Source organism: Bacillus sp. EKM202B, assembly GCF_011066025.1.
Taxonomy (GTDB): domain Bacteria; phylum Bacillota; class Bacilli; order Bacillales; family Bacillaceae_G; genus Bacillus_A; species Bacillus_A toyonensis.
This window is the reverse complement of record NZ_JAAMNK010000040.1, coordinates 1-26,106: the sequence shown is the minus strand read 5'-3', so window position 1 is coordinate 26,106 and position 26,106 is coordinate 1. Positions and strand designations below refer to the sequence as shown.

The 26,106-nt window shown below is 38.5% G+C and carries 24 protein-coding genes; 19 read left to right on the top strand and 5 right to left on the bottom strand.

Translation table 11 applies throughout. The features are described from left to right. Positions 1 to 11 precede the first annotated feature (11 nt). From glgA to G9F74_RS26620, 3 genes are read left to right on the top strand one after another with little or no spacing between them, the layout of a single operon-like run. Positions 12 to 1,442 (top strand): glycogen synthase GlgA, encoded by a 1,431-nt coding sequence (gene glgA / locus G9F74_RS26630; protein WP_016109258.1) that lies wholly within the window; start codon positions 12 to 14, stop codon positions 1,440 to 1,442. Between the two features lie 18 nt (positions 1,443 to 1,460). Further along, on the top strand, positions 1,461 to 3,869 hold the full coding sequence (glgP, locus tag G9F74_RS26625) for a glycogen phosphorylase (RefSeq protein WP_000494072.1): 2,409 nt from the start codon (positions 1,461 to 1,463) through the stop codon (positions 3,867 to 3,869). 58 nt (positions 3,870 to 3,927) lie between these two features. Next, a complete protein-coding gene (locus tag G9F74_RS26620; RefSeq protein WP_000677946.1) occupies positions 3,928 to 4,485 on the top strand; it encodes a GNAT family N-acetyltransferase in 558 nt (185 codons plus the stop codon). A 40-nt stretch (positions 4,486 to 4,525) separates the two neighbouring features. On the opposite strand, the gene G9F74_RS30250 is transcribed toward G9F74_RS26620, so the two are convergent. The 3 genes from G9F74_RS30250 to G9F74_RS26610 form a co-directional block, all read right to left on the bottom strand. Then, a complete protein-coding gene (locus G9F74_RS30250) occupies positions 4,526 to 4,660 on the bottom strand; it encodes a hypothetical protein (RefSeq protein ID WP_000911069.1) in 135 nt (44 codons plus the stop codon). A gap of 76 nt (positions 4,661 to 4,736) precedes the next feature. Continuing rightward, the gene (locus G9F74_RS26615; protein WP_001260116.1) at positions 4,737 to 5,459 is read right to left on the bottom strand and encodes a lipase family protein; all 723 of its coding nucleotides are present in this window, start codon (positions 5,457 to 5,459) and stop codon (positions 4,737 to 4,739) included. Positions 5,460 to 5,621: 162 nt separating this feature from the next. Continuing rightward, complete coding sequence (locus tag G9F74_RS26610; RefSeq protein ID WP_000643604.1) at positions 5,622 to 6,404, bottom strand: TIGR00266 family protein; 783 nt, start codon at positions 6,402 to 6,404, stop codon at positions 5,622 to 5,624. Positions 6,405 to 6,730: 326 nt separating this feature from the next. Between G9F74_RS26610 and cspD the strand changes: the two genes are divergently transcribed. Beyond that, on the top strand, positions 6,731 to 6,931 hold the full coding sequence (cspD, locus tag G9F74_RS26605) for a cold-shock protein CspD (protein WP_001193053.1): 201 nt from the start codon (positions 6,731 to 6,733) through the stop codon (positions 6,929 to 6,931). Between the two features lie 119 nt (positions 6,932 to 7,050). Here the strand turns inward: cspD and G9F74_RS26600 are convergent, their stop codons facing one another. Together G9F74_RS26600 and G9F74_RS26595 are read right to left on the bottom strand one after the other, a co-directional pair. Beyond that, positions 7,051 to 7,782 (bottom strand): yteA family sporulation protein, encoded by a 732-nt coding sequence (locus G9F74_RS26600; RefSeq protein ID WP_016109257.1) that lies wholly within the window; start codon positions 7,780 to 7,782, stop codon positions 7,051 to 7,053. A 109-nt stretch (positions 7,783 to 7,891) separates the two neighbouring features. Beyond that, on the bottom strand, positions 7,892 to 8,845 hold the full coding sequence (locus tag G9F74_RS26595; protein WP_016109256.1) for a 1,4-dihydroxy-2-naphthoate polyprenyltransferase: 954 nt from the start codon (positions 8,843 to 8,845) through the stop codon (positions 7,892 to 7,894). 194 nt (positions 8,846 to 9,039) lie between these two features. Here G9F74_RS26595 and G9F74_RS26590 point away from each other — a divergent pair, with 194 nt between their 5' ends. From G9F74_RS26590 to gntP, 15 genes are all read left to right on the top strand, one after another. Beyond that, the gene (locus G9F74_RS26590) at positions 9,040 to 10,434 is read left to right on the top strand and encodes an isochorismate synthase (RefSeq protein WP_000616760.1); all 1,395 of its coding nucleotides are present in this window, start codon (positions 9,040 to 9,042) and stop codon (positions 10,432 to 10,434) included. Next, the gene (gene menD, locus G9F74_RS26585) at positions 10,431 to 12,185 is read left to right on the top strand and encodes a 2-succinyl-5-enolpyruvyl-6-hydroxy-3-cyclohexene-1-carboxylic-acid synthase (protein WP_001059232.1); all 1,755 of its coding nucleotides are present in this window, start codon (positions 10,431 to 10,433) and stop codon (positions 12,183 to 12,185) included. The genes G9F74_RS26590 and menD overlap by 4 nt, the downstream gene beginning before the upstream one ends. Further along, positions 12,182 to 12,994 carry a 2-succinyl-6-hydroxy-2,4-cyclohexadiene-1-carboxylate synthase gene (gene menH, locus G9F74_RS26580; protein ID WP_000869220.1) on the top strand — a complete coding sequence of 271 codons (813 nt, stop codon included), beginning with the start codon at positions 12,182 to 12,184 and terminating at the stop codon, positions 12,992 to 12,994. Before menD ends, menH begins: the two co-directional genes overlap by 4 nt. Positions 12,995 to 13,063: 69 nt before the next feature. Continuing rightward, positions 13,064 to 13,882: a 1,4-dihydroxy-2-naphthoyl-CoA synthase gene (gene menB, locus G9F74_RS26575; RefSeq protein WP_000963882.1), complete on the top strand. Its 819-nt coding sequence runs from the start codon at positions 13,064 to 13,066 to the stop codon at positions 13,880 to 13,882. Between the two features lie 166 nt (positions 13,883 to 14,048). Then, a complete protein-coding gene (locus tag G9F74_RS26570; protein ID WP_000449535.1) occupies positions 14,049 to 15,494 on the top strand; it encodes an o-succinylbenzoate--CoA ligase in 1,446 nt (481 codons plus the stop codon). After that, the gene (gene menC / locus G9F74_RS26565) at positions 15,495 to 16,601 is read left to right on the top strand and encodes an o-succinylbenzoate synthase (RefSeq protein WP_000403451.1); all 1,107 of its coding nucleotides are present in this window, start codon (positions 15,495 to 15,497) and stop codon (positions 16,599 to 16,601) included. It abuts the gene before it with no gap. Between the two features lie 248 nt (positions 16,602 to 16,849). Beyond that, on the top strand, positions 16,850 to 17,548 hold the full coding sequence (locus G9F74_RS26560) for a response regulator transcription factor (RefSeq protein ID WP_000822514.1): 699 nt from the start codon (positions 16,850 to 16,852) through the stop codon (positions 17,546 to 17,548). Beyond that, a complete protein-coding gene (locus tag G9F74_RS26555) occupies positions 17,541 to 18,647 on the top strand; it encodes a HAMP domain-containing sensor histidine kinase (RefSeq protein WP_016109254.1) in 1,107 nt (368 codons plus the stop codon). The genes G9F74_RS26560 and G9F74_RS26555 overlap by 8 nt, the downstream gene beginning before the upstream one ends. Positions 18,648 to 18,729: 82 nt before the next feature. After that, entirely contained in the window at positions 18,730 to 19,590 is an 861-nt protein-coding gene (locus G9F74_RS26550; protein WP_000759391.1) for a D-Ala-D-Ala carboxypeptidase VanY, read from the top strand. Between the two features lie 361 nt (positions 19,591 to 19,951). Beyond that, positions 19,952 to 21,052, top strand: coding sequence for an amidohydrolase/deacetylase family metallohydrolase (locus tag G9F74_RS26545; RefSeq protein ID WP_000139938.1), 1,101 nt, complete (start codon positions 19,952 to 19,954; stop codon positions 21,050 to 21,052). Beyond that, positions 21,030 to 22,133 carry a DgaE family pyridoxal phosphate-dependent ammonia lyase gene (locus tag G9F74_RS26540; protein ID WP_000510082.1) on the top strand — a complete coding sequence of 368 codons (1,104 nt, stop codon included), beginning with the start codon at positions 21,030 to 21,032 and terminating at the stop codon, positions 22,131 to 22,133. Before G9F74_RS26545 ends, G9F74_RS26540 begins: the two co-directional genes overlap by 23 nt. A gap of 1 nt (position 22,134) precedes the next feature. Further along, positions 22,135 to 22,890, top strand: a complete 756-nt coding sequence (dagF, locus tag G9F74_RS26535; RefSeq protein ID WP_000181928.1) for a 2-dehydro-3-deoxy-phosphogluconate aldolase — start codon at positions 22,135 to 22,137, stop codon at positions 22,888 to 22,890. Continuing rightward, a complete protein-coding gene (locus G9F74_RS26530; RefSeq protein ID WP_016109253.1) occupies positions 22,883 to 23,899 on the top strand; it encodes a sugar kinase in 1,017 nt (338 codons plus the stop codon). The genes dagF and G9F74_RS26530 overlap by 8 nt, the downstream gene beginning before the upstream one ends. After that, positions 23,899 to 24,624 carry a GntR family transcriptional regulator gene (locus tag G9F74_RS26525; RefSeq protein ID WP_000539290.1) on the top strand — a complete coding sequence of 242 codons (726 nt, stop codon included), beginning with the start codon at positions 23,899 to 23,901 and terminating at the stop codon, positions 24,622 to 24,624. The genes G9F74_RS26530 and G9F74_RS26525 overlap by 1 nt, the downstream gene beginning before the upstream one ends. A 49-nt stretch (positions 24,625 to 24,673) precedes the next feature. Next, the gene (gene gntP, locus G9F74_RS26520; protein ID WP_000356172.1) at positions 24,674 to 25,999 is read left to right on the top strand and encodes a gluconate permease GntP; all 1,326 of its coding nucleotides are present in this window, start codon (positions 24,674 to 24,676) and stop codon (positions 25,997 to 25,999) included. Positions 26,000 to 26,106: the final 107 nt, after the last annotated feature.

Here is a 26,106-nt window from a genome sequence, read left to right as displayed (position 1 = left end):
TGGGACAACAAGTGAATATTTTATTTGCAGTATCAGAATGTGTACCGTTTGTTAAATCGGGAGGATTAGCTGATGTAGCAGGTGCGCTCCCAAAAGAGCTTAAAAAATTAGGTGTGGATGTACGTATTATACTTCCGAATTATAGTCTTATTCCGCAAAAATTAAGAGATGGATGTACGCTTCATAAAGTAATTAACGTTCCTCTTGGCTGGAGAAATCAATATTGCGGAATTTTAAAAGGTGAGCAAGACGGGATTACGTATTATTTAATAGACAATGAATATTATTTTAAGAGGGATTCTTTGTACGGTCATTATGATGACGGAGAGCGTTTTTCTTATTTTTCGAAGGCAGTTTTAGAGTGTATTCCGCATCTTGATTTTGAAGTGGATGTTCTTCATAGCCATGATTGGCATACCGCTATGGTTAATTTCTTACTTCGCGAAAAGTATCAAGACAACCCATTATATGAGCGTATTAAAACGGTATATACAATTCATAACCTGCAGTTCCAAGGTGTATTTTCTCCTGAAGTGATGTACGACCTGTTAGAGCTTGGTGATGAATATTTTCATAGTGAGCAGCTAGAGTTTTATGGAAATGTGAACTTTATGAAAGGCGGTATTATCGCTTCTGATCAAATTACAGCGGTTAGCCCGACATATAAAGAAGAAATACAATATGAGTTTTTCGGTGAGAAATTAGATGGATTGCTACGAAAATATAATGATAAGCTGAGTGGCATTGTAAATGGAATTGACACGAGCGTATATAACCCAGAAACGGACTCGTATATTACAGCTCAGTATGATGCAGAGTCATTATATGAAAAAAATGAAAATAAACGTGCATTGCAGCGTTATTTTGGTTTGCCAGAAAAAGAGGATACACCAATTATTGCAATGGTCACGAGATTAACGAAACAAAAAGGTCTTGATTTAGTACGTACTGTATTCCGTGAAATAATGGAAGAAGATGTACAATGTATCATTTTAGGATCCGGTGATTCAGAATACGAGCAGTTCTTTGAATGGATGGCATATGAGTATCCAGAGAAGGTGAAGGTATATATCGGATTTAATGAGGAGCTTGCGCATCAAGTGTATGCGGGAAGCGATCTATTTTTAATGCCGTCACTGTTTGAACCGTGTGGACTTGGACAACTTATCGCATTAGCGTACGGTACGATTCCGATTGTAAGAGAAACAGGTGGATTAAACGATACTGTACAATCTTATGATGAAAAAACAGGAGAAGGAAATGGTTTCAGTTTTACGAACTTCAATGCACATGACATGTTGTATACGGTTCGCCGTGCAATTGAATTTTATCACGATAAGCCGGTATGGGAACAGCTTGTAACACAAGCGATGACTGAAGATTATAGTTGGGAGAAATCAGCTCTTGCTTATAAGAAATTGTATAAAAGTCTCATGGAATAACATGTAGGTGGTGAAAAAATGTTTACTCATGTTGAAAGTTTCAAATCAGCCTTTCTAGAAAAGTTAGAGACGATGTATGGGAAAAGTTTCAAAGACTCTACAACTCGTGATCAATATAATACGCTTGGGTACATGGTACGTGAGTATATGAATAGTCAATGGATTGCAACGAACGAAAGCTATCGGTCTGGAGAGCAAAAGCAAATGTATTACTTATCCATTGAGTTTTTACTTGGACGTTTGCTTGGAAGTAACATTTTAAATTTAGGCATCAGGGATGTATGTGAGCAGGGCCTTTCGGAGCTTGGGATTTCTTTGCAAGAATTAGAAGAGGTGGAAGCAGATGCAGGTCTTGGAAATGGTGGGCTTGGACGTCTAGCAGCCTGTTTTCTTGATTCACTCGCATCTTTAAACTTACCAGGACACGGCTGTGGGATTCGTTACAAACATGGCTTGTTTGATCAAAAAATTGTTGATGGTTATCAAGTTGAGTTTCCAGAACAATGGCTTCTTCATGAAAATGTATGGGAAGTAAGAAGGCATGATCAAGCTGTAGAAGTAAGCTATTTTGGCAGTGTGGAGCCGTTAGAAATGGATGGACGTTTAGAGTTCAGGCATACGAATGCAGAAGTCATTATGGCGGTACCATATGATGTTCCAGTAGTAGGCTATGAGACGAGTACTGTAAATACGCTTAGGCTTTGGAATGCTGAACCAGTTCCTTTCCCGCAAAACTGCAAAGATATTTTGAAATATAAGCGTGAAACAGAGGCGGTATCGGAGTTTTTATATCCAGATGATACGCATGAAGAGGGGAAAATACTTCGCTTAAAACAACAGTATTTCCTCGTATCAGCAAGTTTACAAAATATCGTTCGTACGCATAGAGAAAGATATGGTGACCTTCGTCAATTACATGAAAAAATTGCGATTCATATTAATGATACACATCCGGTTTTAGCGATTCCAGAACTGATGCGTATTTTATTAGATGAAGAAAAACTAGCATGGGAAGAGGCTTGGCACATAACGACGCAAACGATTTCTTATACGAATCATACGACGTTATCAGAAGCGCTTGAGAAGTGGCCAATTCACATTTTTAAACCGTTATTACCGAGAATTTATATGATTATTGAAGAGATTAATGAACGTTTCTGTCATGAACTTTGGGAACGTTATCCGTACGAATGGCATCGCATTGAAGATATGGCGATTATTGCACATGATCTTGTGAAAATGGCTCATTTAGCAATTGTCGGTAGCCATAGCGTAAACGGTGTAGCAAAAATTCATACGGAAATTTTGAAGCAACGTGAAATGCGATTGTTTTATGAGTTTTATCCAGATAAGTTTAATAATAAGACAAATGGAATCGCTCATAGACGTTGGTTAATGAAGGCAAATCCGCAGCTGACGAACCTTATTTCAGAGGCGATTGGAACAGAGTGGAAGAAAGAACCGATTAAGCTGCAGGCGTTGCAAACAGTTCAATATGATGCGAGTTTCCAAGAGAAATTTGCAGAGGTAAAACAAGAGCGTAAAGAGATTTTAGCGGAGCGTATTCATAATAAAATGGGGGTTATAATTGATCCAAATTCTATTTTTGACGTGCAAGTAAAAAGACTGCATGCTTACAAGCGACAATTATTAAACGTTCTTCATATTTTATATTTGTATAACCGTTTGAAAGAGGATACTAGTTTTACATTTTATCCGCGTACTTTTATTTTTGGAGCGAAAGCATCACCTGGCTATTATTATGCGAAAAAAATTATTAAATTAATTAATGAACTCGCAAGGAAAGTAAATAACGATCCGTACGTAAGCCAATATATGAAAGTTATCTTTCTAGAAAACTATCGAGTTTCTGTAGCGGAAGATATATTCCCAGCGGCGGATGTAAGTGAACAAATTTCAACTGCGAGTAAAGAAGCATCAGGAACAGGAAATATGAAATTTATGATGAATGGTGCGATTACACTCGGCACATTAGACGGAGCTAATATTGAAATAAAAGACAGGGTCGGTGATGATAACTGTTTCATTTTCGGTTTAACGGCGGAAGAGGTTCTTCATTACTATCAAAATGGTGGATATCGTGCAAGTGATTATTATCACCACAATATGCATATTAAAAAAGTAGTAGATCAGTTAACGAATGGTTTCTTTGCACAGTCGGGAGCTGAATTTGAAGCAATTTACGATTCTCTCGTTATTCAAAATGATGAATATTTCGTTTTGCGAGATTTTGGTCCATATGCGGAAAGGCAAGAAGCTGTAGGGCGTACTTATGAAAATCGAACGAAATGGCTAGAAATGTCAATTTTAAATATTGCACAATCAGGTCATTTTGCGAGCGATCGAACGATTTTGCAGTACAGTAATGAAATTTGGGGTATTGGTAATACGGTTAAACAGCATTAAGTAAAAGTCCCTTTTGAAGGGACTTTTACTCATTATACAGAAGTGTGGTGAATGGCATATGAAGGGTATGTATGAACAAGGAGATTTAAAAACAAATAGGTTAATTTTAACGAAGATACACGGTGCACATGCAGCTGATTTATTTGAAGTATATTCTAATGCGGAAACAGCTACATATGTACCGAGGGAAGTACATAAAACGAAAGAGGAAACTCATCGTTTATTAGAAAATATGTTTACAACGATACGAGATGGTAAGGCTCTTATATGGTCTATTATGCTGAATGATAACCAAAAGGTAATTGGAACATGTGGAATATGGCTTATGCCACATAATAGTGCATCGATTGGAGCTGTAATTAGCCCAACATATTGGGGGAAAGGAGTTATTGTTGAAGCGTTAGAACAAGTTATAAAAGTTGGTTTTCAAGAATTAAATTTGAATCGTATTGAAGGGAGATGTAGTGTGAGAAATGTAGCTTCTGAACGTGTGATGCAAAAATTAAAAATGGTATATGAAGGTACATTGAGGCAAAATGTAAAAATGAATAATACGTACAGTGATTCTAAAGTGTATTCGCTTTTAAAACAGGAATACGATTGCTTCGCAAAGTAAACCGAGCTAAATGAGACTAAGCTCGGTTTACTTATTTTGCTTAAGAAAGAAATGGGATAGCGGTATAGATTATGCCTGTTCCACCATATTCTCCTGTCGCAAAGTATGAAAATGTAAAGAAACCTGTAACCGAAAAAATTACAATGAGAAAAAGTGCAAAGATAAACTTTAACATGTAAGGTCCCCTCATCCAAAAGTAAATTCATATATTATTATAGTATACGAATGTATAATTTCCAATTGTTTACTGGTTAAAAATGAGAAGTCAGACATGTTTTGTATGTTGTCATGGAATGATTATTCGTAATAGATTTTGTATTTTTTGTAAATGTCATATTGTGATGAACGTGGGCATATTCCCAATCACGATCATTAAAATTTATGTTTCGCGGAGGGAGAAGTGGAACGACATCGAATAAATTTACAAAACGAAAGCTACTAGCTACTTGTAGTTTATAATAATTTCGAAAAGCGATATCTCCTACTTTTGGAGAAGCGAATGTATAAAGGCCATACTGTGCGAAGGCAGTATTGATACGTGCATCTAATATGTGTAATGTAGCAAGCGCACCACCTAAACTATGTCCGGTAGCTAGTAGTTTTTTATGGGCTGGCAATGATACGAGCATATCCATAATAGAATCTCGGCAAGATTCATAAATAGAAAGAAAGCCGTTATGGACATTTCCGCTGTTTAAAGCATATGGGTATGGCTTTTGGTTGACGAGTGAATCGATAATCCAGTCTGTATCTGTTTGTGTGCCCCGAAAAGCTACAATAATTGTATCCTCAGATTCTAATATGAATCCAAACCATTCTGTCATTTGAATGGTTTTTCCTTGAAAACCTTGTACATATTGAAAACCATCTGGTATTTCAAAAATCCCATTTTGTTTATATTGTTCATACGTTAACTCACAACAAGAAGCTAACAATATGGCAGTGTCTTTATCAAAGGATAAAGGAGTACGCATTAAGGAAGCCCTCCTTAAGAAAAGGTATGGTTAAATATATGCAGTGAGGGACTTGATTCATTCTTTTTGAGGGTTTTGAAAATGAGGATGGAACATTTAGTTATATGAGGGGGGAGGGGAAGCGTAGTCCACCTAAATAAAAAGCGCCCCATAAGGGCACTTTTACTCTTTTCCATCTAATAAACGACCAAGTCCACCTAAAACACTGCCTTCACCGGTGCTTTGAGCTGCTGGACTCGTAAGGCGTGCTGCTAAGCGGCTAAGTGTTAAGGACTGAATCCAAACCGTTCCAGGACCTTCTAGCGTTGCGAAGAATAAACCTTCACCGCCAAATAGAGCTGTTTTTACTTTTCCTACAAATTCAATATCATAGTTAACGTCTTTTGTCATGGCAACGAGACAACCTGTATCAATGCGAAGTTTCTCGCCGGGTTTTAATTCGCGCTTATATACAGTTCCGCCTGCATGCATGAAAGCTAGACCATCACCTTCAAGTTTCTGCATGATGAAACCTTCACCACCAAAGAAACCAGTTCCTATTTTTTTAGTAAACTCAATTCCGATAGAAACACCTTTTGCAGCACAAAGAAACGCATCTTTTTGGCAAACTATTTTCCCTTGATATTCTGTTAAATCAACAGGAACAATTTTACCAGGATAAGGAGCAGCAAATGAGACGTGGCGTTTGCCGTGACCTGTATTTGTAAATACAGTCATAAACATGCTTTCACCTGTAACAAGACGCTTACCAGCCCCCATTAATTTTCCGAATAGACCGTTAGATGGTCCAGAACCATCACCGAAAATTGTCTCCATTTCGATGTAGTCTTCCATCATCATCATTGCCCCAGCTTCTGCGATAACACTCTCTTCTGGATCTAATTCAATTTCAACGAACTGCATATCGTCACCGTATAACTTATATTCGATTTCATGTGCCTTCATTTTTTTCACCTCATATGTAATATATATTTATATTGTACAGAATTTAATAGTATTAGAATACTCTAGTTTTGTTAATTTTCAAATAAAATAAGGAGATGGAAATTCAACATTATATTAAAATTATAAAAAAATGATGGAATGAAAGTGTTCTCATTTGACGTTTTTCATATAGCGTGATATAGTGAAAGCACTATTGAGCTACATAATGTGGTACGGAAATAAAGCACGTTGTATTAAAGGCTGTAAGCTTGTTATACATTCATGTCCTTTATATCCACCTTTTCATGTGGATTCATAGTTTCATTTTTATTTAGGAGGTACATGACATGCAAACAGGTAAAGTTAAATGGTTTAACGGCGAAAAAGGTTTTGGCTTCATCGAAGTTGAAGGCGGAGAAGACGTATTCGTACATTTCTCAGCTATCCAAGGCGAAGGCTTCAAAACTTTAGAAGAAGGTCAAGAAGTTTCTTTCGAAATCGTTGAAGGAAACCGCGGACCACAAGCAGCTAACGTTACAAAAAACTAATTAGCTAGCGATAAAAAGCATTCCGAATTTCGGAATGCTTTTTTTTATCCCGTAAACGTCCGAAGGGTGTGGGCTAATAATTAGTGGGGGATGGTCCCCACACTAATTAAAGTTTCACTTTACTCTTTGGAACTAGATTCATTTGAAGATAATTCGCCTTTGAAGGTACGCTCTTCAAAGTCATCAAGCATTTGTTCATACTCTTCATGTTCTTCTGTGGCGAAAACTTGTGGGTTTTTTCCATACATATCTGTACCGATAAAGTTTTCGAAATCCTCTACATATCCAACATTCTCTTCACTATTTACATACATACCGTTATAATTTTTTGAATCTTGTCTTTCTAAATCAGACGGTGTTTCAGACGTTCCATAATTTGCGACATCTTGCCACGCATCTTCTGCATCGTACTCAACAGAATGATCTTCATCGTGCTTATGGAAAGAAGGAGCCAATACTTCTTCTTCAACTGGACGGGTCTCCATATTTAATTTATTTGTCGCGTGCTGTATGCATGTTGTAGCAGTCGGCATTGCTTCTAATCTTTCAAATGGAATTTCCACGCCAGACACTTCACAAATACCGTACGTACCTGCTTCTATTTTTTGCAAGGCATGTTTCGTATCCTCTAGCTGTTTATGCCAAAGCTCAATAAGCCCGAAATCTTTTTCACGTTCATATAGCTCTGTAGCCATATCACCTGGATGGTTATCATAGCTAGACAATTCTCCGACGGAATCGCGTTCAGAGGCACGATTTTCATTTTCATGAGTTTGTATTGTTTGCTCTAGTTCTTGTTTTTGTTTTTCTAAAACGGATTTAAATTGATTTACTCGTTGTGGAGTTAACATTGTCATCCACCTTCCTACAATTCAGTTTCTTTACATAGTATGAGCGTTGCGAGTAGGAATTATGAGCTGAAATTGGTATATGAAAAAGGAGCCGCATTAGCAGCTCCTTTTAAAGGAAATATCCAAGTAATAATCCGATTCCCATGAGGAGACCGAAGATTGTATTTGTTTTTGCTGTTGAAATCATCGCAGGTACCATTTCCATTGGAATGCTTTTGCCGATAAAACCTTTCGTCGCTTTAAATGCTTTCGGTGCACTTAAAAATACGATCAGCATCCATGGTGATACGATGCCCACGATAATTAAAGCAATTGTCCAAATGTAGGAAACGATGAACATAGAAGCAAGTACACCAACGGCTCTTTCACGTCCAACGAGAATTGCTAACGTTTTACGACCGTTTTCTTTATCGCCATCTAAGTCACGGATGTTATTAGCTAGTAAAATGGCACCAATTAAAATGGAGCTTGGAATAGATAGTAAAATGACTTCTGATGTTACAGTTCCAGTTTGAATAAAGAATGAAATCCCGATAATAATGACACCCATAAATAATCCTGCTGTTAACTCTCCAAATGGTGTATAGGCAATTGGAAGTGGGCCGCCTGTATAAAGGTAAGCAACGGCCATACAAACGAGACCGATTGCAGCAAGCCACCAGCTAGAATTCATACAAATATAAACGCCTAATAGCATTGCGATGCCAAAAAATCCAAATGCTAAGTTAAGCACTATTTTTGGCTGAATGCCATCGCGAACGATAGCGCCGCCGATACCGACTGAACCTTCGTGATCGAGTCCTCTTTTATAATCAAAGTATTCATTAAACATGTTTGTTGCTGCTTGAATGAGAAGACAAGCAAGAAGCATCATAAGGAAAAGAGGGAGATGTATTTGATTTATACCTCCGACCTGCATCGCATATGCTGTTCCGATGAAAACAGGAACGAAAGCTGCTGTTAATGTATGGGGGCGTAGTAAACTCCACCAAATGCGCCAGCCTGTTTGTTTACTTGGCTTTGGCGCCGTAGGAGAGGAATTCGTTTCGACGTTCATTTCCATGTTGAATCCTCCTTAGGTCACATATTGTACACAATTAAGTGTAGAAAAAGCATCATTTAGTGTCAACGTTTATTTTCTAGGAAGAGAAGGTGAATTTCTCAGAAATGCTAAACGTTGACAGGCCTTTCGTTTGAGGTGTATCTTAAAATCAAGCGTAATTATGACTATTTTTCGCCCATAGGGGGGAGACAATTGTGATTCAAACGAAACAAAAAGGCTTGCAAGAAGTTCTTAGTGCGGCCATTAAGCGTGTAAAGAATGAAAAAACATTAGTTAGTTTTGTCAAACAAATAGACTGGGTGGATCCACTTCTGTTTTATGCAGCAGGAAAAAGGACTTCATTCGAAAATAGATGTTATTTTGCAGACCCAGCTCAGCATGTAATATTTGCAGGAATTGGCTCTGTTTTCACTATAGCAAATTCTTCTCATAAGCGCTTTCAAACTGCTCGTGATGAGTGGGAGAAAGTAAAAGAGAATGCATTTGTGCAAAGAGATGAATATGAATTTGGAACAGGTCCTCTTTTATTTGGTGGGTTTTCATTTGATCCAGAAAAAGAGAAAACAGACCTATGGAAAGAATTTAAAGATACAACATTTTCACTACCCGCATTTTTATTAACTGTAAAAAATGAAAAAGCGTGGTTAACGATGAATACATTTGTTTCAGAAACAGATTGTGCAGAAACTCTTTATAACGAAATGATTTCTTTAGAAGAGAAAATTTTGGGGGAGAGTAAATGTGCGCTAGAAGGATCGAAATTAATTGTTACTTCTAAAGTAGAAGTTGATCCGAAAGGCTGGATGAAAGCAATTGAGAAAGTGCAAGATGAGATGAAGCAGGGTAACGTGCAGAAGGTTGTATTAGCGAGGGAGTTAAAAGTAGAGGTGAATCATTCTATTGATTCTGCTCTTGTTTTAGAAGCGCTTCGCATTGGGCAACCGGATTGTTACGTATTTTCTTTTGATTATAAAGGAGCATGTTTCCTAGGAGCGACGCCAGAGAGATTAATTCGCAAAGAAGATGAGAAGTTTACGTCGATGTGTCTTGCTGGTTCAATCGGTCATGGTCATTCTATAGAAGAAAGTAAACAAAATGGTAATGCGCTTCTTCATGATGAAAAGAATTTAGCTGAACATGGTTATGTAGTGAACATGATTCGCGGTGTATTAAATGAGCATTGCAACGTCGTTAATATTCCGGAAAGTCCGGGTTTATTAACAACAAAAAACTTAATTCATTTATATACGCCTGTAGAAGCAAAAGGTGATGTGAGTCTTTTAACAATGGTAGAAGAATTACATCCAACACCAGCTCTTGGCGGGACACCTCGTTTGGAAGCGATGAAGCTCATTCGTGATGTGGAATTGTTAGACAGAGGATTGTACGGTGCACCGATTGGGTGGATAGATGATGAAGGAAATGGTGAATTTGCGGTTGCGCTTCGCTGCGGATTATTAAATGGCGAGAAAGCATCCTTATTTGCCGGTTGTGGGATTGTAATTGATTCTGTACCGCAACTTGAATATGAAGAAACAAGTTTGAAGTTTAGACCGATGCTTGGTGCTTTGGAGGAATTAATGAAATGAACAATCATATAGAAGCATTATCATATTATTTAGGCGCGTTCGTGGATGAACTGACGCGTCTAAATGTATGTGATGTTGTCATTAGTCCAGGCTCACGGTCAACGCCGATTGCTTTACTAATGGAACAACATGAAGGAATGAACACATATTTACACGTAGATGAAAGATCAGCAGGATTTTTTGCGCTTGGTATCGCAAAAGCAAAAAAACGTCCTGTTGCATTATTATGTACGTCAGGAACGGCAGCGGCGAACTATTACCCAGCTGTATGTGAAGCTTTTCATTCACGAGTGCCGCTTATCGTCTTAACGGCAGATAGACCGCATGAATTAAGAGATGTCGGTGCGCCACAAGCGATGAATCAAATTAATTTATACGGTACGTTTGTGAAGCAATTTACAGAGATGGCAATTCCAGAAGCGAGTGAGGCGATGTATCATTATGCTCGCATGACGACGCAGCGCATGATAGCAAGCGCACTTTTAACGCCGCAAGGACCTGTTCATCTTAATTTTCCAGTGCGTGAACCGCTTATCCCGGACTTTTCATTAGAAAGTTTATGGGATAAAGGACGCGGGGAATATACAGGAGTAGTTCAGCAAGGGAACGCGGTGATGCCGAGTGAATATGTAGATTCTCTTGTAAGGCGCCTTTCACATATGGAAAAGGGGCTTATTATTTGTGGAGATGATAGTCATTCAGAAATCGCAGCGTTTGCAGCACAATTAGCTGAAAAAACAGGATATCCAATATTAGCGGATCCACTTTCTAACATTCGTAGCGGAAATCACGATAAAACGATGGTAATCGACTGTTACGATACATTTTTACGAAATGAGTTGTTAAAAGAAACGTGGAAGCCAGAAGTTATGATTCGCTTTGGTGGTATGCCTGTTTCGAAAGCATTAACGCAGTTTATTAAAAAACAGACGAAAGCCGTTCATATCGTTGTCGACGAATCCGGACAATGGAGAGATCCAGCTCTTGTTGCGACAGAAGTTGTACAGGCAAATGATATTGCATTTTGTAGTGCATTAATAGAAAAAATGCCAGCTATGAAAAAGAATGATTGGTTCGGAATGTGGCAACATATAAACGAAATAACGAAGGAAACGCTTCGTGAAATGGAAACATATGAAACGGCATTTGAAGGAAAGGTTATTACGGATATTGTACGCGTATTACCAGATGGGGCAACGTTATTTGCGAGTAATAGTATGCCAATTCGTGATACAGATTCATTCTTCTTCACATCAAATAAAAACATTCAGGTGATGGCAAATCGCGGTGTAAATGGTATCGATGGAATCATTTCAACAGCTTTAGGCGCGAGCATTATTTGCGATCCGCTCGTATTAGTGATTGGTGATTTATCATTTTATCACGATTTAAATGGACTGTTAGCAGCGAAATTACATGAATTAAACATAACAATTGTCGTTGTAAATAATGATGGCGGGGGTATTTTCTCATTCTTACCACAGTATGAGAAAAAGGAACATTTTGAATCATTATTTGGAACACCGATTGGGCTTGATTATGAACACGTTGTTAAAATGTACGGTGGTTCATTTAGCCGTGTAAATGGTTGGGAGCAATTCCGAGAAGAGGTACAAAAGGGAACAAGGGCGGAAGGTTTACACGTTGTGGAAATTTGTACGAATCGTGATGAGAACTTAACATTGCACCGTACATTATGGGCAAAAACGATGGACGTAATTACTACATCTTTACAAGGTGAATCACGATGAAAGTAACGCTGCAAGGTGTATCGTATGAATATGAAGTAGTCGGAAGCGGTGAACCACTTCTACTTCTTCATGGTTTTACGGGAAGCATGGAAACGTGGCGTTCTTTCGTTCCTTCTTGGAGCGAGAAATTTCAAGTCATTTTAGTAGACATTGTTGGGCACGGAAAAACGGAAAGTCCTGAAGCTGTGCCGCATTATGATATTCAAAATGCGGCATTACAAATGAAAGAGCTGCTAGATTACCTTCATATTGAAAAAGCGCACATACTCGGCTATTCAATGGGCGGTAGGCTGGCGATTACGATGGCATGCCTATATCCAGAATATGTACGTTCTCTTTTATTAGAAAATTGTACAGCTGGGCTTGAAAGTGAAGAGGCTAGAAAAGAACGTCGTGAAAAAGATGAGCGACTTGCTCATAAAATTGAGCGAGAAGGCACCCGAAGCTTTATATCGATGTGGGAAAATATTCCGCTGTTCGAAACGCAAAAACGTTTAGCAGAAAAGGTACAAGAAGCAGTGCGAAAAGAAAGGCTTGCTAACAATCCAAAAGGGCTCGCAAATAGCTTGCGAGGCATGGGAACAGGGGCTCAGCCTTCATGGTGGAATGAGCTACATAACTTAAAAATGCCTGTTCTTTTAATGAACGGTGAGCATGATGAAAAGTTCTTTCGCATATTAAAAAATATCGAAAAATGCGTCTCTGACGCGAAATTTGTCAAAATTGATGGTGCTGGCCATGCAATTCATGTGGAACAACCGGAAAAGTTTGATACAATAGTAAAGGGATTTCTAAAAACTATGCAGTGATGCTTTTTTCAGTTAAGAATGAAGTTACACTTATAGAGGAGATCAGAAATATACAAGGAGGTAGTTGTAATGGCTATTGAATGGGTAAAAGAAGGCAATTACGAAGATATTATTTATTCAACATACAATGGTATCGCAAAGATTTCGATTAACCGCCCTGAAGTACATAACGCATTCCGTCCTAAAACGGTAATGGAGTTAATCGATGCATTTGCACAAGCTCGTGATGATGCAAATGTTGGCGTTATCATTTTAACAGGTGAAGGTGGACGTGCATTCTGTTCTGGTGGCGACCAAAAAGTTCGCGGTCATGGCGGATATGTAGGTGACGACCAAATCCCACGTTTAAATGTATTAGACTTACAACGTCTAATTCGCGCAATTCCTAAACCAGTTATCGCAATGGTAGCAGGTTATGCAATCGGTGGTGGACACGTACTTCATATCGTATGTGACTTAACAATCGCTGCAGACAACGCTGTATTCGGACAAACAGGCCCTAAAGTAGGAAGCTTTGACGGTGGATACGGAGCTGGTTATTTAGCTCGTATGGTAGGCCACAAGAAAGCTCGCGAAATTTGGTACTTATGTCGTCAATATAGTGCTGGGGAAGCACTTGATATGGGCTTAGTAAACACAGTAGTACCATTAGAAGAGCTTGAAGCAGAAACAGTACAATGGGCACAAGAAATTTTAGCAAACAGCCCAATGGCACTTCGTTTCCTAAAAGCTGCATTCAACGCAGACACAGACGGTCTAGCTGGTATTCAACAACTAGCTGGAGATGCAACGTTATTGTACTACACAACTGACGAAGCAAAAGAAGGTCGCGACGCATTCAAAGAAAAACGCAGTCCGGACTTCGGTCAATTCCCTCGTTTCCCGTGATCAAACCAAAAGCGAAAGCGGCTTGCTTAGAACAAGAGGGCGTAGGAAGGCGTGAAACGACCGACTGTTCTAGCCGCTGTAGCTAGATGGAATCAACCGGAAACAAAACAACTAAGAGACTTGATGTCATATCAAGTCTCTTTCTTTCAGGAAAGGAGAATGTATGATGGAAACTATGCCAAATTGGTTAAAGCAACGTGCATTTTTAACACCAGATCGCACTGCAATTGAAATAGAGGATGAAAAGGTTACTTTTATGCAGCTGCATGAAAAAGTAGTATCTGTTTGTGAACGTCTCACGCATGTTGGAGTGAAGCGTGGACAAAAGGTGGCTGTTCTGATGAAAAATGGTATGGAGATGATTACAGTTATTCACGCCCTATCTTACGTAGGTGCAGTAGCTGTACTTTTAAATACGCGTCTTTCAAGAGAAGAGCTACTTTGGCAAATGGATGATGCTGAAGTTGTTTGTTTAGTGACGGATCAAGATTTTGAGACTACAGATGTTCCTGTATATTCATTTGCTGAAGTGATGAATGGATCGAAGGCAGAAGCATCTATACAGGAAGAATTCTCTTTAGAAGAAGCGATGACAATTATTTATACGTCTGGGACGACAGGGAAGCCGAAAGGCGTTATTTTAACGTACGGTAATCATTGGGCAAGCGCAGTCGGTTCTTCGCTTAATTTAGGGCTTTGTGATGATGATTGCTGGTTAGCTTGTATGCCGATGTTCCACGTTGGCGGGCTATCTCTGTTAATGAAAAATATTATGTACGGTATGCGCATTTTACTCGTTCCGAAATATGATGCTAATTTTATTCATGAAGCACTTCAAACGAGAGGCGTTACGATTATTTCTGTCGTTTCTAAAATGTTAACAGATCTTTTAGAGCGACTTGGAGAAGAGACATATCCCTCTTCTTTACGATGCATGTTACTAGGCGGAGGGCCAGCGCCGAAATCGTTATTAGAAACGTGTGTAGAAAAAGGAATTCCTGTGTATCAAACGTACGGTATGACAGAAACGTCTTCGCAAATTTGTACGTTATCAGCAGATTACATGTTAACGAAAGTAGGATCAGCTGGAAAACCACTATTCCAATGTCAGCTTCGTATTGAAAAAGACGGCGTAGTAGTGCCTCCACATGCTGAAGGAGAAATTGTTGTAAAAGGACCGAACGTAACAGGTGGCTATTTTAACCGTGAAGATGCGACGCGTGAAACAATTCAAAATGGCTGGCTTTATACTGGTGACCTCGGTTATTTAGATGAAGAAGGATTTTTATACGTATTAGACCGCCGCAGTGATTTAATTATTTCTGGGGGAGAAAATATATATCCAGCTCAAATTGAAGAAGTGTTACTATCTCATCCTGCAGTAGCAGAAGGCGGTGTTGTCGGTATGGCTGACGAAAGTTGGGGACAAGTGCCAGCTGCTTTTGTTGTAAAAAGCGGAGAGGTAACAGAAGAAGAAATTCTTCATTTTTGCGAGGAGAAATTAGCGAAATATAAAGTGCCGAAGAAAGTGTGTTTCTTAGAGGAATTACCACGAAACGCTTCGAAAAAATTGTTAAGACGAGAGTTAAGACAATTAGTGGAGGAGATGTAGGTGGAGATAAAAAAAGTGACACTTTATATAACGGAAATGCCACTCGTAATCCCGTTTGCTGCAAGCTACGGAACTTACGAAAGGCGTGAGAGTATCGTCGTTGAATTAGAAGATAAAGATGGATACGTTGGTTTTGGTGAAGTCGTTGCTTTTTCTGAACCGTGGTATACGGAAGAAACGGTGAAGACAGCACTGCATGTACTTCAGGATTTTTTAATACCGGATTTATTGGAAACTGAAATTTCTCATCCGAATGAAGTGCCGAGTTTGTTCCAGCATATAAAGAGAAACCGAATGGCAAAGGCCGGAATAGAAGGGGCTGTTTGGGATTTATATGCGACGCGTCAAAAGAAACCGCTAGCGACATTGCTTGGCGGAACGAAGTCTGAAATTGAGGTCGGCGTTGTAATCGGGATCAATACGATTCCGGTTATGCTAAAACAAATCGAGAAGTACGCGGAAGAAGGATACGAGCGTTTTAAAGTGAAAATAAAGCCAGAGCATGATTACGAATTATTGAAAGAAATTCGTAAAGAGTTTCCGAATATCCCGTTAATGGCTGATGCAAATTCAGCCTATACATTAGCGGATACGGAGAGACTGAAACGACTAGATGAATTTCAATTGCTGATGATTGAACAACCGCTAGCGGATTACGATTTTCTTGATCATGCACAGCTGCAAAAGAAAATTGAAACGCCGATTTGTTTAGACGAAAGCATCCATAGTTTAGAAGACGCGCGCGTTGCGATTACGCTTGGTAGTTGCCGCATCGTTAACATTAAACCAGGGCGAGTGGGCGGATTAACAGAATCTATTCAAATCCATAATTATTGCATGGAGCATAACATACCCGTTTGGTGCGGTGGTATGGTAGAGATGGGGATATCACGAGCACAAAACGTTGCGCTTGCTTCATTGCCGAACTTTACGATTCCTGGTGATATATCCGCTTCTAGTCGACATTGGGAGCAGGATATTATTTCGCCGGAAGTGATGCTTAAGGGCGGGAAAGTGATTGTACCGCAAAGTGTTGAAGCTGAGTATGAAGTAGATCGTGGGAGACTGGATGAAATCACGAAGCAGCGGATTGTGTTTGAGCGGTAAATGGAAGTTTCGTTAGGCTGTCCGCAAATAGCGAGAGGGTTTTGTCGTTAATTGTCGGTAAGTCGATATATTTCAATAATCGCTGATATAATTCGAGTTACGGTCGATATAATTGGAAAATCGCCGATATAATTCAAGTTATGGTCGATATAATTTCATTTACTAAGGCTACTCAAACGGGTAGCCTTTTTTGTATTGTACAAATTGGATAGACTAGTTTAAAATCGAGCGTATAAAGGGGGAGTAAGATGAAGCGCATTTCAATTTTGATAGCTGATGATGAGGCAGAAATTGCTGATTTAATTGAGATACATTTAAAAAAAGAAGGGTATCATGTTGTGAAAGCAGCCGATGGAGAAGAAGCGGTGCATATTATTAAAACGCAGCCAATTGACTTAGTGGTTTTAGATATTATGATGCCGAAAATGGATGGATATGAAGTGACGAGACAGATTCGCGCCAAATATCATATGCCGATTATTTTCTTAAGCGCGAAAACATCTGACTTCGATAAGGTGACAGGTCTTGTACTAGGTGCGGATGATTATATGACGAAGCCTTTCACACCAATAGAACTAGTTGCACGTGTAAATGCACAACTGCGTAGGTTTTTTACGTTAAATCAACCGAAAGTAGCGGAAAGTAAGTCTGCTTTAGAGATTGGCGGAGTCATTATTGATCCTGAGCGCCGAACGGTAAATGTATATGGAGAGCAAATTGAGTTAACACCGAAAGAATTTGACATTTTATATTTATTAGCGAGTCATCCGAAGAAAGTGTACAATGTGGAAAATATTTTTCAGCAAGTATGGGCAGATGATTATTATGAAGGTGGAAATACAGTTATGGTACATATTCGTACGTTACGGAAAAAGCTTGGGGAAGATAAAAGAAAGGATAAATTAATAAAAACAGTGTGGGGGGTAGGTTATACTTTCAATGGCTAACATGATGAAAAGCTTTCGTTTTAAAATGATTGCCTTATTTGCGTTAAGTATGGTGCTTGCAGCAACTGTAACTTATATAATTTATAAAGGATTGCAGCTGTATTATAAAAAGATGGTTCGCTACGAAGAGCCTTTAGCGCAATTTCGATCAATGGTAAGGGAATTTGGAGACATTAACTTCTTTTTAATTTTCTTTATTCCGTTATCTATTATCTTTTTCTTCTTTTTGACAAAACCGTATTTAAAATACTTTGATGAAATTTCTAATGGGATTCATCATCTTGCGAACGGTAACTTTACAAATAAAGTTCAAGTTTCATCAAATGATGAGTTTGGAAATATCGCGCGCGAAATAAATGTTGCGAGTGAAAAGTTAAAAGAAGCTGTGGAAAGAGGCGACTTTGCTGAAAGTAGTAAAGATCAGCTCGTTGTGAATTTAGCTCATGATTTAAGAACGCCATTAACATCCGTGTTAGGATATTTAGATTTAATTCTTAAAGATGAGAATTTGACGAAGGAACAAATTAAACATTTTTCCACGATTGCATATACGAAATCACAAAGGCTGGAAAGTTTAATTGATGAGCTATTTGAAATTACATGTATGAATTATGGCATGCTAAAGCTGGATAAAAAGCCTATTGATATAAGTGAGTTGCTTATACAGTTAGAAGAGGAATTATATCCGTTATTAGAGAAACATCATTTAGAAGCTAGATTGCATGTTGATGCTCATTTACCGATGCACGGTGATGGAAAATTGTTAGCTAGAGTATTTGAAAACTTGTTAACAAATGCTGTTCGATACGGATATGATGGACAATTTGTTGATATGAATGGGTATGTCGATAATGGAGAAGTTGTCGTGCAAGTTATGAATTACGGAGATAGCATTCCAGAAGAAGATTTACCGTATCTATTTGATATGTTTTATACAGGTGATAAAGCGAGAACCGAGAACCGTGGCGGGACAGGCCTTGGACTATTTATTGCAAAAAATATTGTCGAGCAGCATAATGGTACGATTTCTGCTGAAAGTAATGTAGTTAGAACGCTATTTGAAGTGAGATTGCCAAAAGACGAGAACGTAACAATTTAATAAAAATTTAAACTTTACCCCACTTTTTATTTTAATAGTTTTTTCTATTCTATACGTAAGTTACGTTAAGGAGGAACTAGAAATGAAAAAGTGGGTATTTATTTCTTTTTTTATAGCATGCACAATCTGTGTAGGCGTTTACATATCACCGTTATTTCAAAAGGAAATTGATGTGAAAATCGGCGGGGAAAATAGTGCAGTAAAGACTGCAAGTATGGAAAAGGTAGAGGTTACAAAAGAACAAATTTATAAAGGGGATCTACTATTAGTTAATAAAGATTACCCAGTAAAGAAAGATAGTATTAGGTCTGATATTATAAATGTAAATCATAATAGTGAATTAGTAAGAGGTTATGTAATATTTGATAGAAACCTTCGCTTATCAAAGGGTGTTGTAAAAAAGTTTTTGAACGTTGTCGATGCGGCTGGAAAAGATGGAGTACAGCATTTCCTAATGAGTAGCGGGTACCGAGATTTTCAAGAACAAAGTAAATTATATAAAGAAATGGGATCAGATTATGCACTCCCAGCAGGATACAGTGAGCATAATTTAGGATTATCACTCGATGTTGGGTCTACTCAAAAGAAAATGGAGAGGGCTCCTGAAGGTAAGTGGGTGGAAGAGAACGTATGGAAGCATGGCTTTGTATTACGCTACCCGAAAAATAAAAGTAACATTACAGGCATTCAATATGAGCCATGGCATATACGTTACGTCGGTTTACCTCATAGCGCAATTATGCAAAAAAAGAATTTTACGCTAGAGGAATATTTAGAGTTCTTAAAAGAGGAAAAAGAAATTTCAACTGAGGTGGAAGGCAAGAAATATACGGTTTCTTATTATAAAGTTTCAGAGAATATGAACGTAAATGTCCCAGTAAATAAGCAGTATGAAATTTCGGGGAACAATATGGATGGGGTTATTGTGACGGTTCAGGAATAGATAAAGAGGTTGTTCCGTTTTGGAGCAGCCTTTTCGTATATAAGAAAGGGATTGGCGTTTTTTGTCGGTAAATCGATATTCCTTGTCGAATCGTTGATATATTTTGAGTTACGATAGATATAATTGAAAAATCGTTGATATATTGTAAGTTATGATAGATATATTCGAAAAATCGTTGATATAATTTCCTGTACTATCAGCATTTTGAGGAGCATCTTTTTATTTACTTTTAAACATTATAACGTTATATTTACTTCTCCCTTTTTTTGTGCTACTCTAAATGTGTGAAAGAGATAAAGAAAAATGAAATTTTAATGTAAGCGTATTCTTATGGCTTCTTATAGAAAAGGGTGGAAATACAATGACAGAACGATTCGTACTACGTAATGTGAAACGTGTGAACGGGGAAGAGATTGACATTGTAATTGAAAATAATAAAATCGCACAGGTGACGAAAGCTGGTGCTGGTGAGGGTGGAAAGGTTCTTGATTACTCAGGTACTTACGTATCAAGTGGCTGGATTGATTTGCACGTTCATGCTTTTCCAGAGTTTGATCCGTATGGCGATGAGGTGGACGAAATTGGCGTTAAGCAAGGGGTAACGACAATTGTTGATGCAGGTAGCTGCGGTGCTGATCGCATTGCAGATTTAGTAAAAAGTAGAGAGCAGGCAAAAACGAATTTATTTGCCTTTTTAAATATTTCTCGCATCGGTTTAAAACGAATTGATGAATTATCCAATATGGAATGGATAGATAAAGAGAAAGTAATAGAAGCAGTAGAAAAGTATAAAGATGTAATCGTTGGGTTAAAGGCGAGAATGAGTAAAAGTGTCGTTTGTGATAGTGGAATTGAACCACTTCATATAGCGCGTGATTTATCCCGTGAAACATCATTGCCAATTATGGTACATATCGGTTCAGCGCCTCCTCGCATTGAGGAAGTTGTACCTCTTTTAGAAAAAGATGATGTCATTACACATTATTTAAACGGGAAAGAAAATAATTTATTTGATGAAGAAGGCAAACTGCTACCTGTGTTACTAGATGCAGTGAATCGCGGCGTACATTTAGATGTTGGTCATGGTAATGCTAGTTTTTCTTTTAAAGTAGCAGAAGCGGCGAAGCGTTACGGTATTGCGCTTAATACAATTAGTACAGATATTTACCGGAAGAACCGTATACACGGTCCAGTGTATAGTATGGCTCACGTTCTTTCGAAATTCCTTTACTTAGGTTATCCGCTAGAAGAAGTGATTGATGCGGTTACGAAACATGCAGCAGAGTGGCTTAAGAAACCTGAGCTTGGCCGCATTCAAGAAGGCGATATTGCAAATTTAACTTTATTTACGGTGAAAGATGAGAAGGTTACGTTAATTGATTCAGAAGGGGATCAGCGCATTGCTGAAAGAAGGATTGATACGAAAGGGGTTGTAATCAATGGGTCATTCATTGAATGCTAAGTATGGATTAAAAAGAGTGATTAATGCGAGCGGTAGAATGAGTATTTTAGGTGTATCCGCTCCGGCAAATACAGTTATGGATGCAATGAAACATGGTGGACAAAATTATGTGGAAATTGCTGATTTAGTAGATAAAGCAGGAGACCATATTGCGAGAATTCTAGAGTCAGAGGCAGCAGTTGTTGTGAATTCAGCATCGAGTGGAATTGCGCTTTCTATCGCTGGTATCGTTACAGAAGGAAATCGCCGTAAAAGTGAAAGACTTCATCAAGAAGTAATCGCGAAAAACGAAGTGATTATGTTAAAGGGTCATAACGTTCAATACGGTGCCCCTGTTGAAACGATGATTTACTTAGGCGGCGGTAAACTTGTAGAAGTTGGCTATGCAAATGAAGGGAAAGCAGAGCATATTGAAGATGCGATTGGTGAAAATACAGCGGCGATTCTTTATGTGAAATCCCATCATGCAGTACAAAAAAATATGATTTCTGTTGAAGAAGCATGGGAAGTTGCGCAGCGAAATAACATCCCGCTTATCGTCGATGCGGCAGCTGAAGAAGACATTCAAAAATATGTGAAGTATTCAGACCTTGCCATTTATAGTGGTTCAAAGGCGATTGAAGGGCCTACTTCTGGTATTGTGGGCGGTAAAAGAAAGTATATTGAGTGGCTAAAAGTGCAATTACATTGCATCGGAAGAAGTATGAAGGTTGGGAAAGAAACAACATTTGGCTTACTTCAAGCGCTTGATGAGTACGGGGTAAAAGAAGATAAGAGCGAGCAAGAAAAAGAATTGTTACAAGTACTTATGCCGCTAAAAGAATTAAACGGCGTAAATGTAACGATCGTTCAAGATGAAGCCGGAAGAGCAATCTTTAGAGCTCGTATTCATATTAACGAGACACAATTAAATAAATCAGCAAAAGATGTTGTGACAGCATTACGCGAAGGGGAAATCGCAATTTATACACGTGATTACGGAGTAAGACAAGGATTCTTTGATATTGATCCACGTCCACTTCAAGGTGATGACATACATGTAATTGAAGAAAAATTGAGAGAAATTGTAGGGGGAAACTAAAATGACAAACATTCAAAAACGTTTTTATAAAGGCCGCGTAGCATTAAATGTATTGGCAAACAATATAGAAAATGCGAAAGATATTTTTGAAGCAGCAGAAGGTTATGTAGTAGTCGGTGTGCTATCAAAAGACTATCCGACTGTAGAAGAAGCAGTTACGGCGATGAAAGCATACGGAAAAGAAATTGAGGATGCTGTATCAATCGGACTAGGAGCAGGAGATAATCGCCAAGCGGCAGTTGTAGCTGAAATTGCGAAGCATTATCCTGGTAGCCATATTAACCAAGTGTTCCCTTCAGTCGGAGCGACACGTGCAAATCTTGGCAAAAAAGATAGCTGGATTAATAGTTTAGTATCGCCAACAGGAAAAGTAGGTTACGTAAATATTTCTACTGGCCCAATTAGTGCGGCTGGAGAAGAAAAAGCAATCGTTCCAATTAAAACAGCGATCGCACTTGTACGTGATATGGGCGGAAATTCATTGAAGTACTTCCCGATGAAAGGGCTAGCTCATGAAGAAGAATATCGCGTAGTTGCGAAAGCTTGTGCGGAAGAAGGATTTGCATTAGAGCCAACAGGCGGAATTGATAAAGAAAACTTCGAAACAATTGTACGTATTGCGCTTGAGGCAAATGTAGAGCAAGTTATCCCGCACGTGTACTCTTCTATTATTGATAAAGAAACTGGTAACACGAAAGTAGAAGATGTGCGTGAATTATTAGCAGTCGTGAAGAAGTTAGTTGATCAATATGCGTAAGAAAATTGCAGCATTCGGTGAAGTAATGATGCGCCTACAAGTGCCAGGATATGAATTATTGTCGCAAGCAAACACATTAAATTACTCATTTTCTGGTACAGGTGTGAATGTTGCAGCGGCGCTTTCTCATCTAGGGCATGAAGGACTTCTTATCTCAACTTTACCGGAAAATCCGGTTGGAGATGCGGCATTATCATACATTCAAAAGTTAGGTGTGCAAACCCCGCTTGTTTCAAGGGGCGGCAAATATGTCGGCATGTACTTTTTGGAAAATGGATTTGGAGCACGTGCAAGCCGAGTTACATATTCGAATCGATTAGAAAGTAGTTTCAATACGGCATCTGAAGAGATGTACCAATTTGAAGAAATTGCTAAGGAGATTGATATCGTTCATTTTTGCGGTATTACGCTTGCGATGAATGATACGGTGCGCCATCATATGAAGTCTTTAGCGAGAGCAGTTAAAGAAAACGGAGGAGCCGTCGTTTTTGATTGCAATTATCGTCCATCACTTTGGGGAGAAGACGGATATGAACAGGCAAAACCGCATTATGAAGAAATGCTAGGACTTGCTGATATCGTTATGATGAACGAAAAAGATGCGATGTTTGTTTTAGGAATGAAAACAGAAGAAACGGAGCGAGAGGCGCAACTTGTTGATCTTATTCCAAAGGTAGCTGAAACGTATCATATTGCTACAATTGCTGGTACACATCGCTCTATTAACGGTGATAATACACATTCACTGCGCGGGTTTATATGTAAAGATGGAACGTTCACTTTTGCAAAAACACTTACGTTTTCTGTATATGATAGAATAGGTGCTGGAGATGCTTATACGAGCGGGATTATTCATGGCGAGATAGAAGAGTTTGCACCAGAGAAAGCTGTTTCATTTGCGTCAGCAGCTGGCATGCTTGCACATACAATCGTCGGTGATACGCCAATGTCATCAGAGAAGGATATACTTCGGGCAATGATGGCATCAGTAGGTGATGTAGAAAGGTAGTGGGTGTAACGGTGAACGTAACGAGAAAAAAAGGACCATTATATTTACAAATAAAAAATATTATTCGTGATCGAATATTGCATGGTGTATATGCGATTCATACGAATATTCCTTCAGAACCACAATTAGAGGAAGAGTTCAAAGTGAGTAAAATTACAGTACGTAATGCGATTAAAGAACTCGCTCAAGAAGGATATTTGGAAAAGAAGAGCGGTAAAGGAACGAAAGTCATCCGTAATACTTCTGCGACAAAACTGTCAAAGGGTAAGAAATTTACTGAAGTGTTAGTGGAAGAAGGATATAAAGTACAAAAGAAATTGCTAAAGGCAGAAGTCGTTCATAATGAAGAAGGAACAGTGCCATTTCGCTTATTCGGTAAAGAGAGTTTTCGTATTGAACGTTTATATACGTTAAATGATGCACCATATATTCATTATACGCACTATTTCTCAGCGAAAATGGCAAGTACAGACTTATCGGACTTTGATTTACAATCACTTTATGATTTAGTCGAAGACCGAGGTATACATTTAGAAAACTTCAGAGATGAATTCGCAGTTGGACTTGCGCCCAGTTTCGTTGCAGAATCGTTAGGTGAAAAAGAGGGGACAGCGTTATTAAAACGTATGCGCTATTCTTACGATGAAGTTGGCGAAGTAATTGAATATAGCGAAGGCTACTACAATACAGAAATGCAGCATTATGTAGTGAATTATGACGTATAAAAAAGAGGGGATTTTCCCTCTTTTTTTATAAAAGTAAGGGGAATGAGAGATGGATATATACTTATTAATCGTCACGTTACTTGCGATCGCAATTGTCATTTTAGGGGTATCATGGTGGAAATGGCATGCATTTATTAGTTTAACAGTTGCTAGTTTGTTTTTAGCTATCATGTCTGGACTGAACTTAACGAAAATAGTGACTGCCTATGAAACTGGTGTTGGTAGTGTACTAGGGCATTTAGTTGGCATTTTGGCACTTGGAACTATCTTAGGGAAAATGATGTCTGATTCAGGGGCAGGCATGCAAGTTGCAGATTTCTTTATTCGATTTTTCGGCGTAAAAAAATTACCTTGGGCAATGTTATTTGCAGGGTTTGTTATAGGGATTCCAGTCTTTTTTGAAGTGGGGATCGTCATTTTATTACCACTTGTTATTTCCATTCGAAAAACGACGAAGCAAAATATATTGTTAATTGCGTTACCTGTTATTGCTGGATTATCGATTGTGCATGGGCTAGTGCCTCCGCATCCAGGTGCGATGACTGCAATCGGGATTTATAATGCGAACTTAGGAAAAGTACTTTTATATTCATTAATTATCGCGTTACCAACAGCCATCATCGCAGGGCCGATATTTGCGAAGTGGGTACATAAGAGGGTTATACCTGAAAATGAACCGGAGCTTGTTCGAGTTACGACTGTATCAACCGATTTACCAAGTCGTAAAGTTTCGTTTTTTATTATTTTACTGCCAGTTGTGTTAATGATTTTATCAGTAGTTGCACCGTATGTTTCTTTACCAATAAAAATAACTGAATTTTTAGTCTTTATAGGAAGTCCAGTAATCGCTTTACTTATTTCATGTTTTGCAGCATTTTATTTACTTGGCATCAAACAAGGAATTAATAAAAAGATGATAAAAAAATTAACAGATGAAAGTTTACTACCTGTAGGCTCAATTATTTTAATAATTGGTGCAGGTGGTGGGTTTAAACAAATATTAATTGAAAGTGGAGTTGGAACGGCGATTGCGCAAATGGCAGAACATATATCGTTATCACCAATCGTCTTAGCTTTCATGGTAGCTGGATTAATTCGAATAGCGACCGGATCAGCTACAGTAGCATTAACGACAGCAGCAGGAATTGTTTCACCAGTTATTCAGCACATGTCTGGTGTAAATTTAGAATTGCTCGTTATAGCAACCGGTGCAGGTTCACTAATGTTTTCTCACGTAAATGATGCAGGCTTCTGGCTTGTAAAAGAGTATTTAGGTTTGACGGTGAAGGAAACGTTTAAAACGTGGACGGTGCTGGAAACATTGTTATCATTTATTGCATTCGGTTTTGCCCTTGTGTTGAATATGTTTCTTTAAAAGATACCTGAATAGGTATCTTTTTTTTGATGGTCTGACCCCATTTGATGAGACAAAGAAAAAACACCTAGACAACGTGTTTCCTATAAGATATAGGTGACATATTA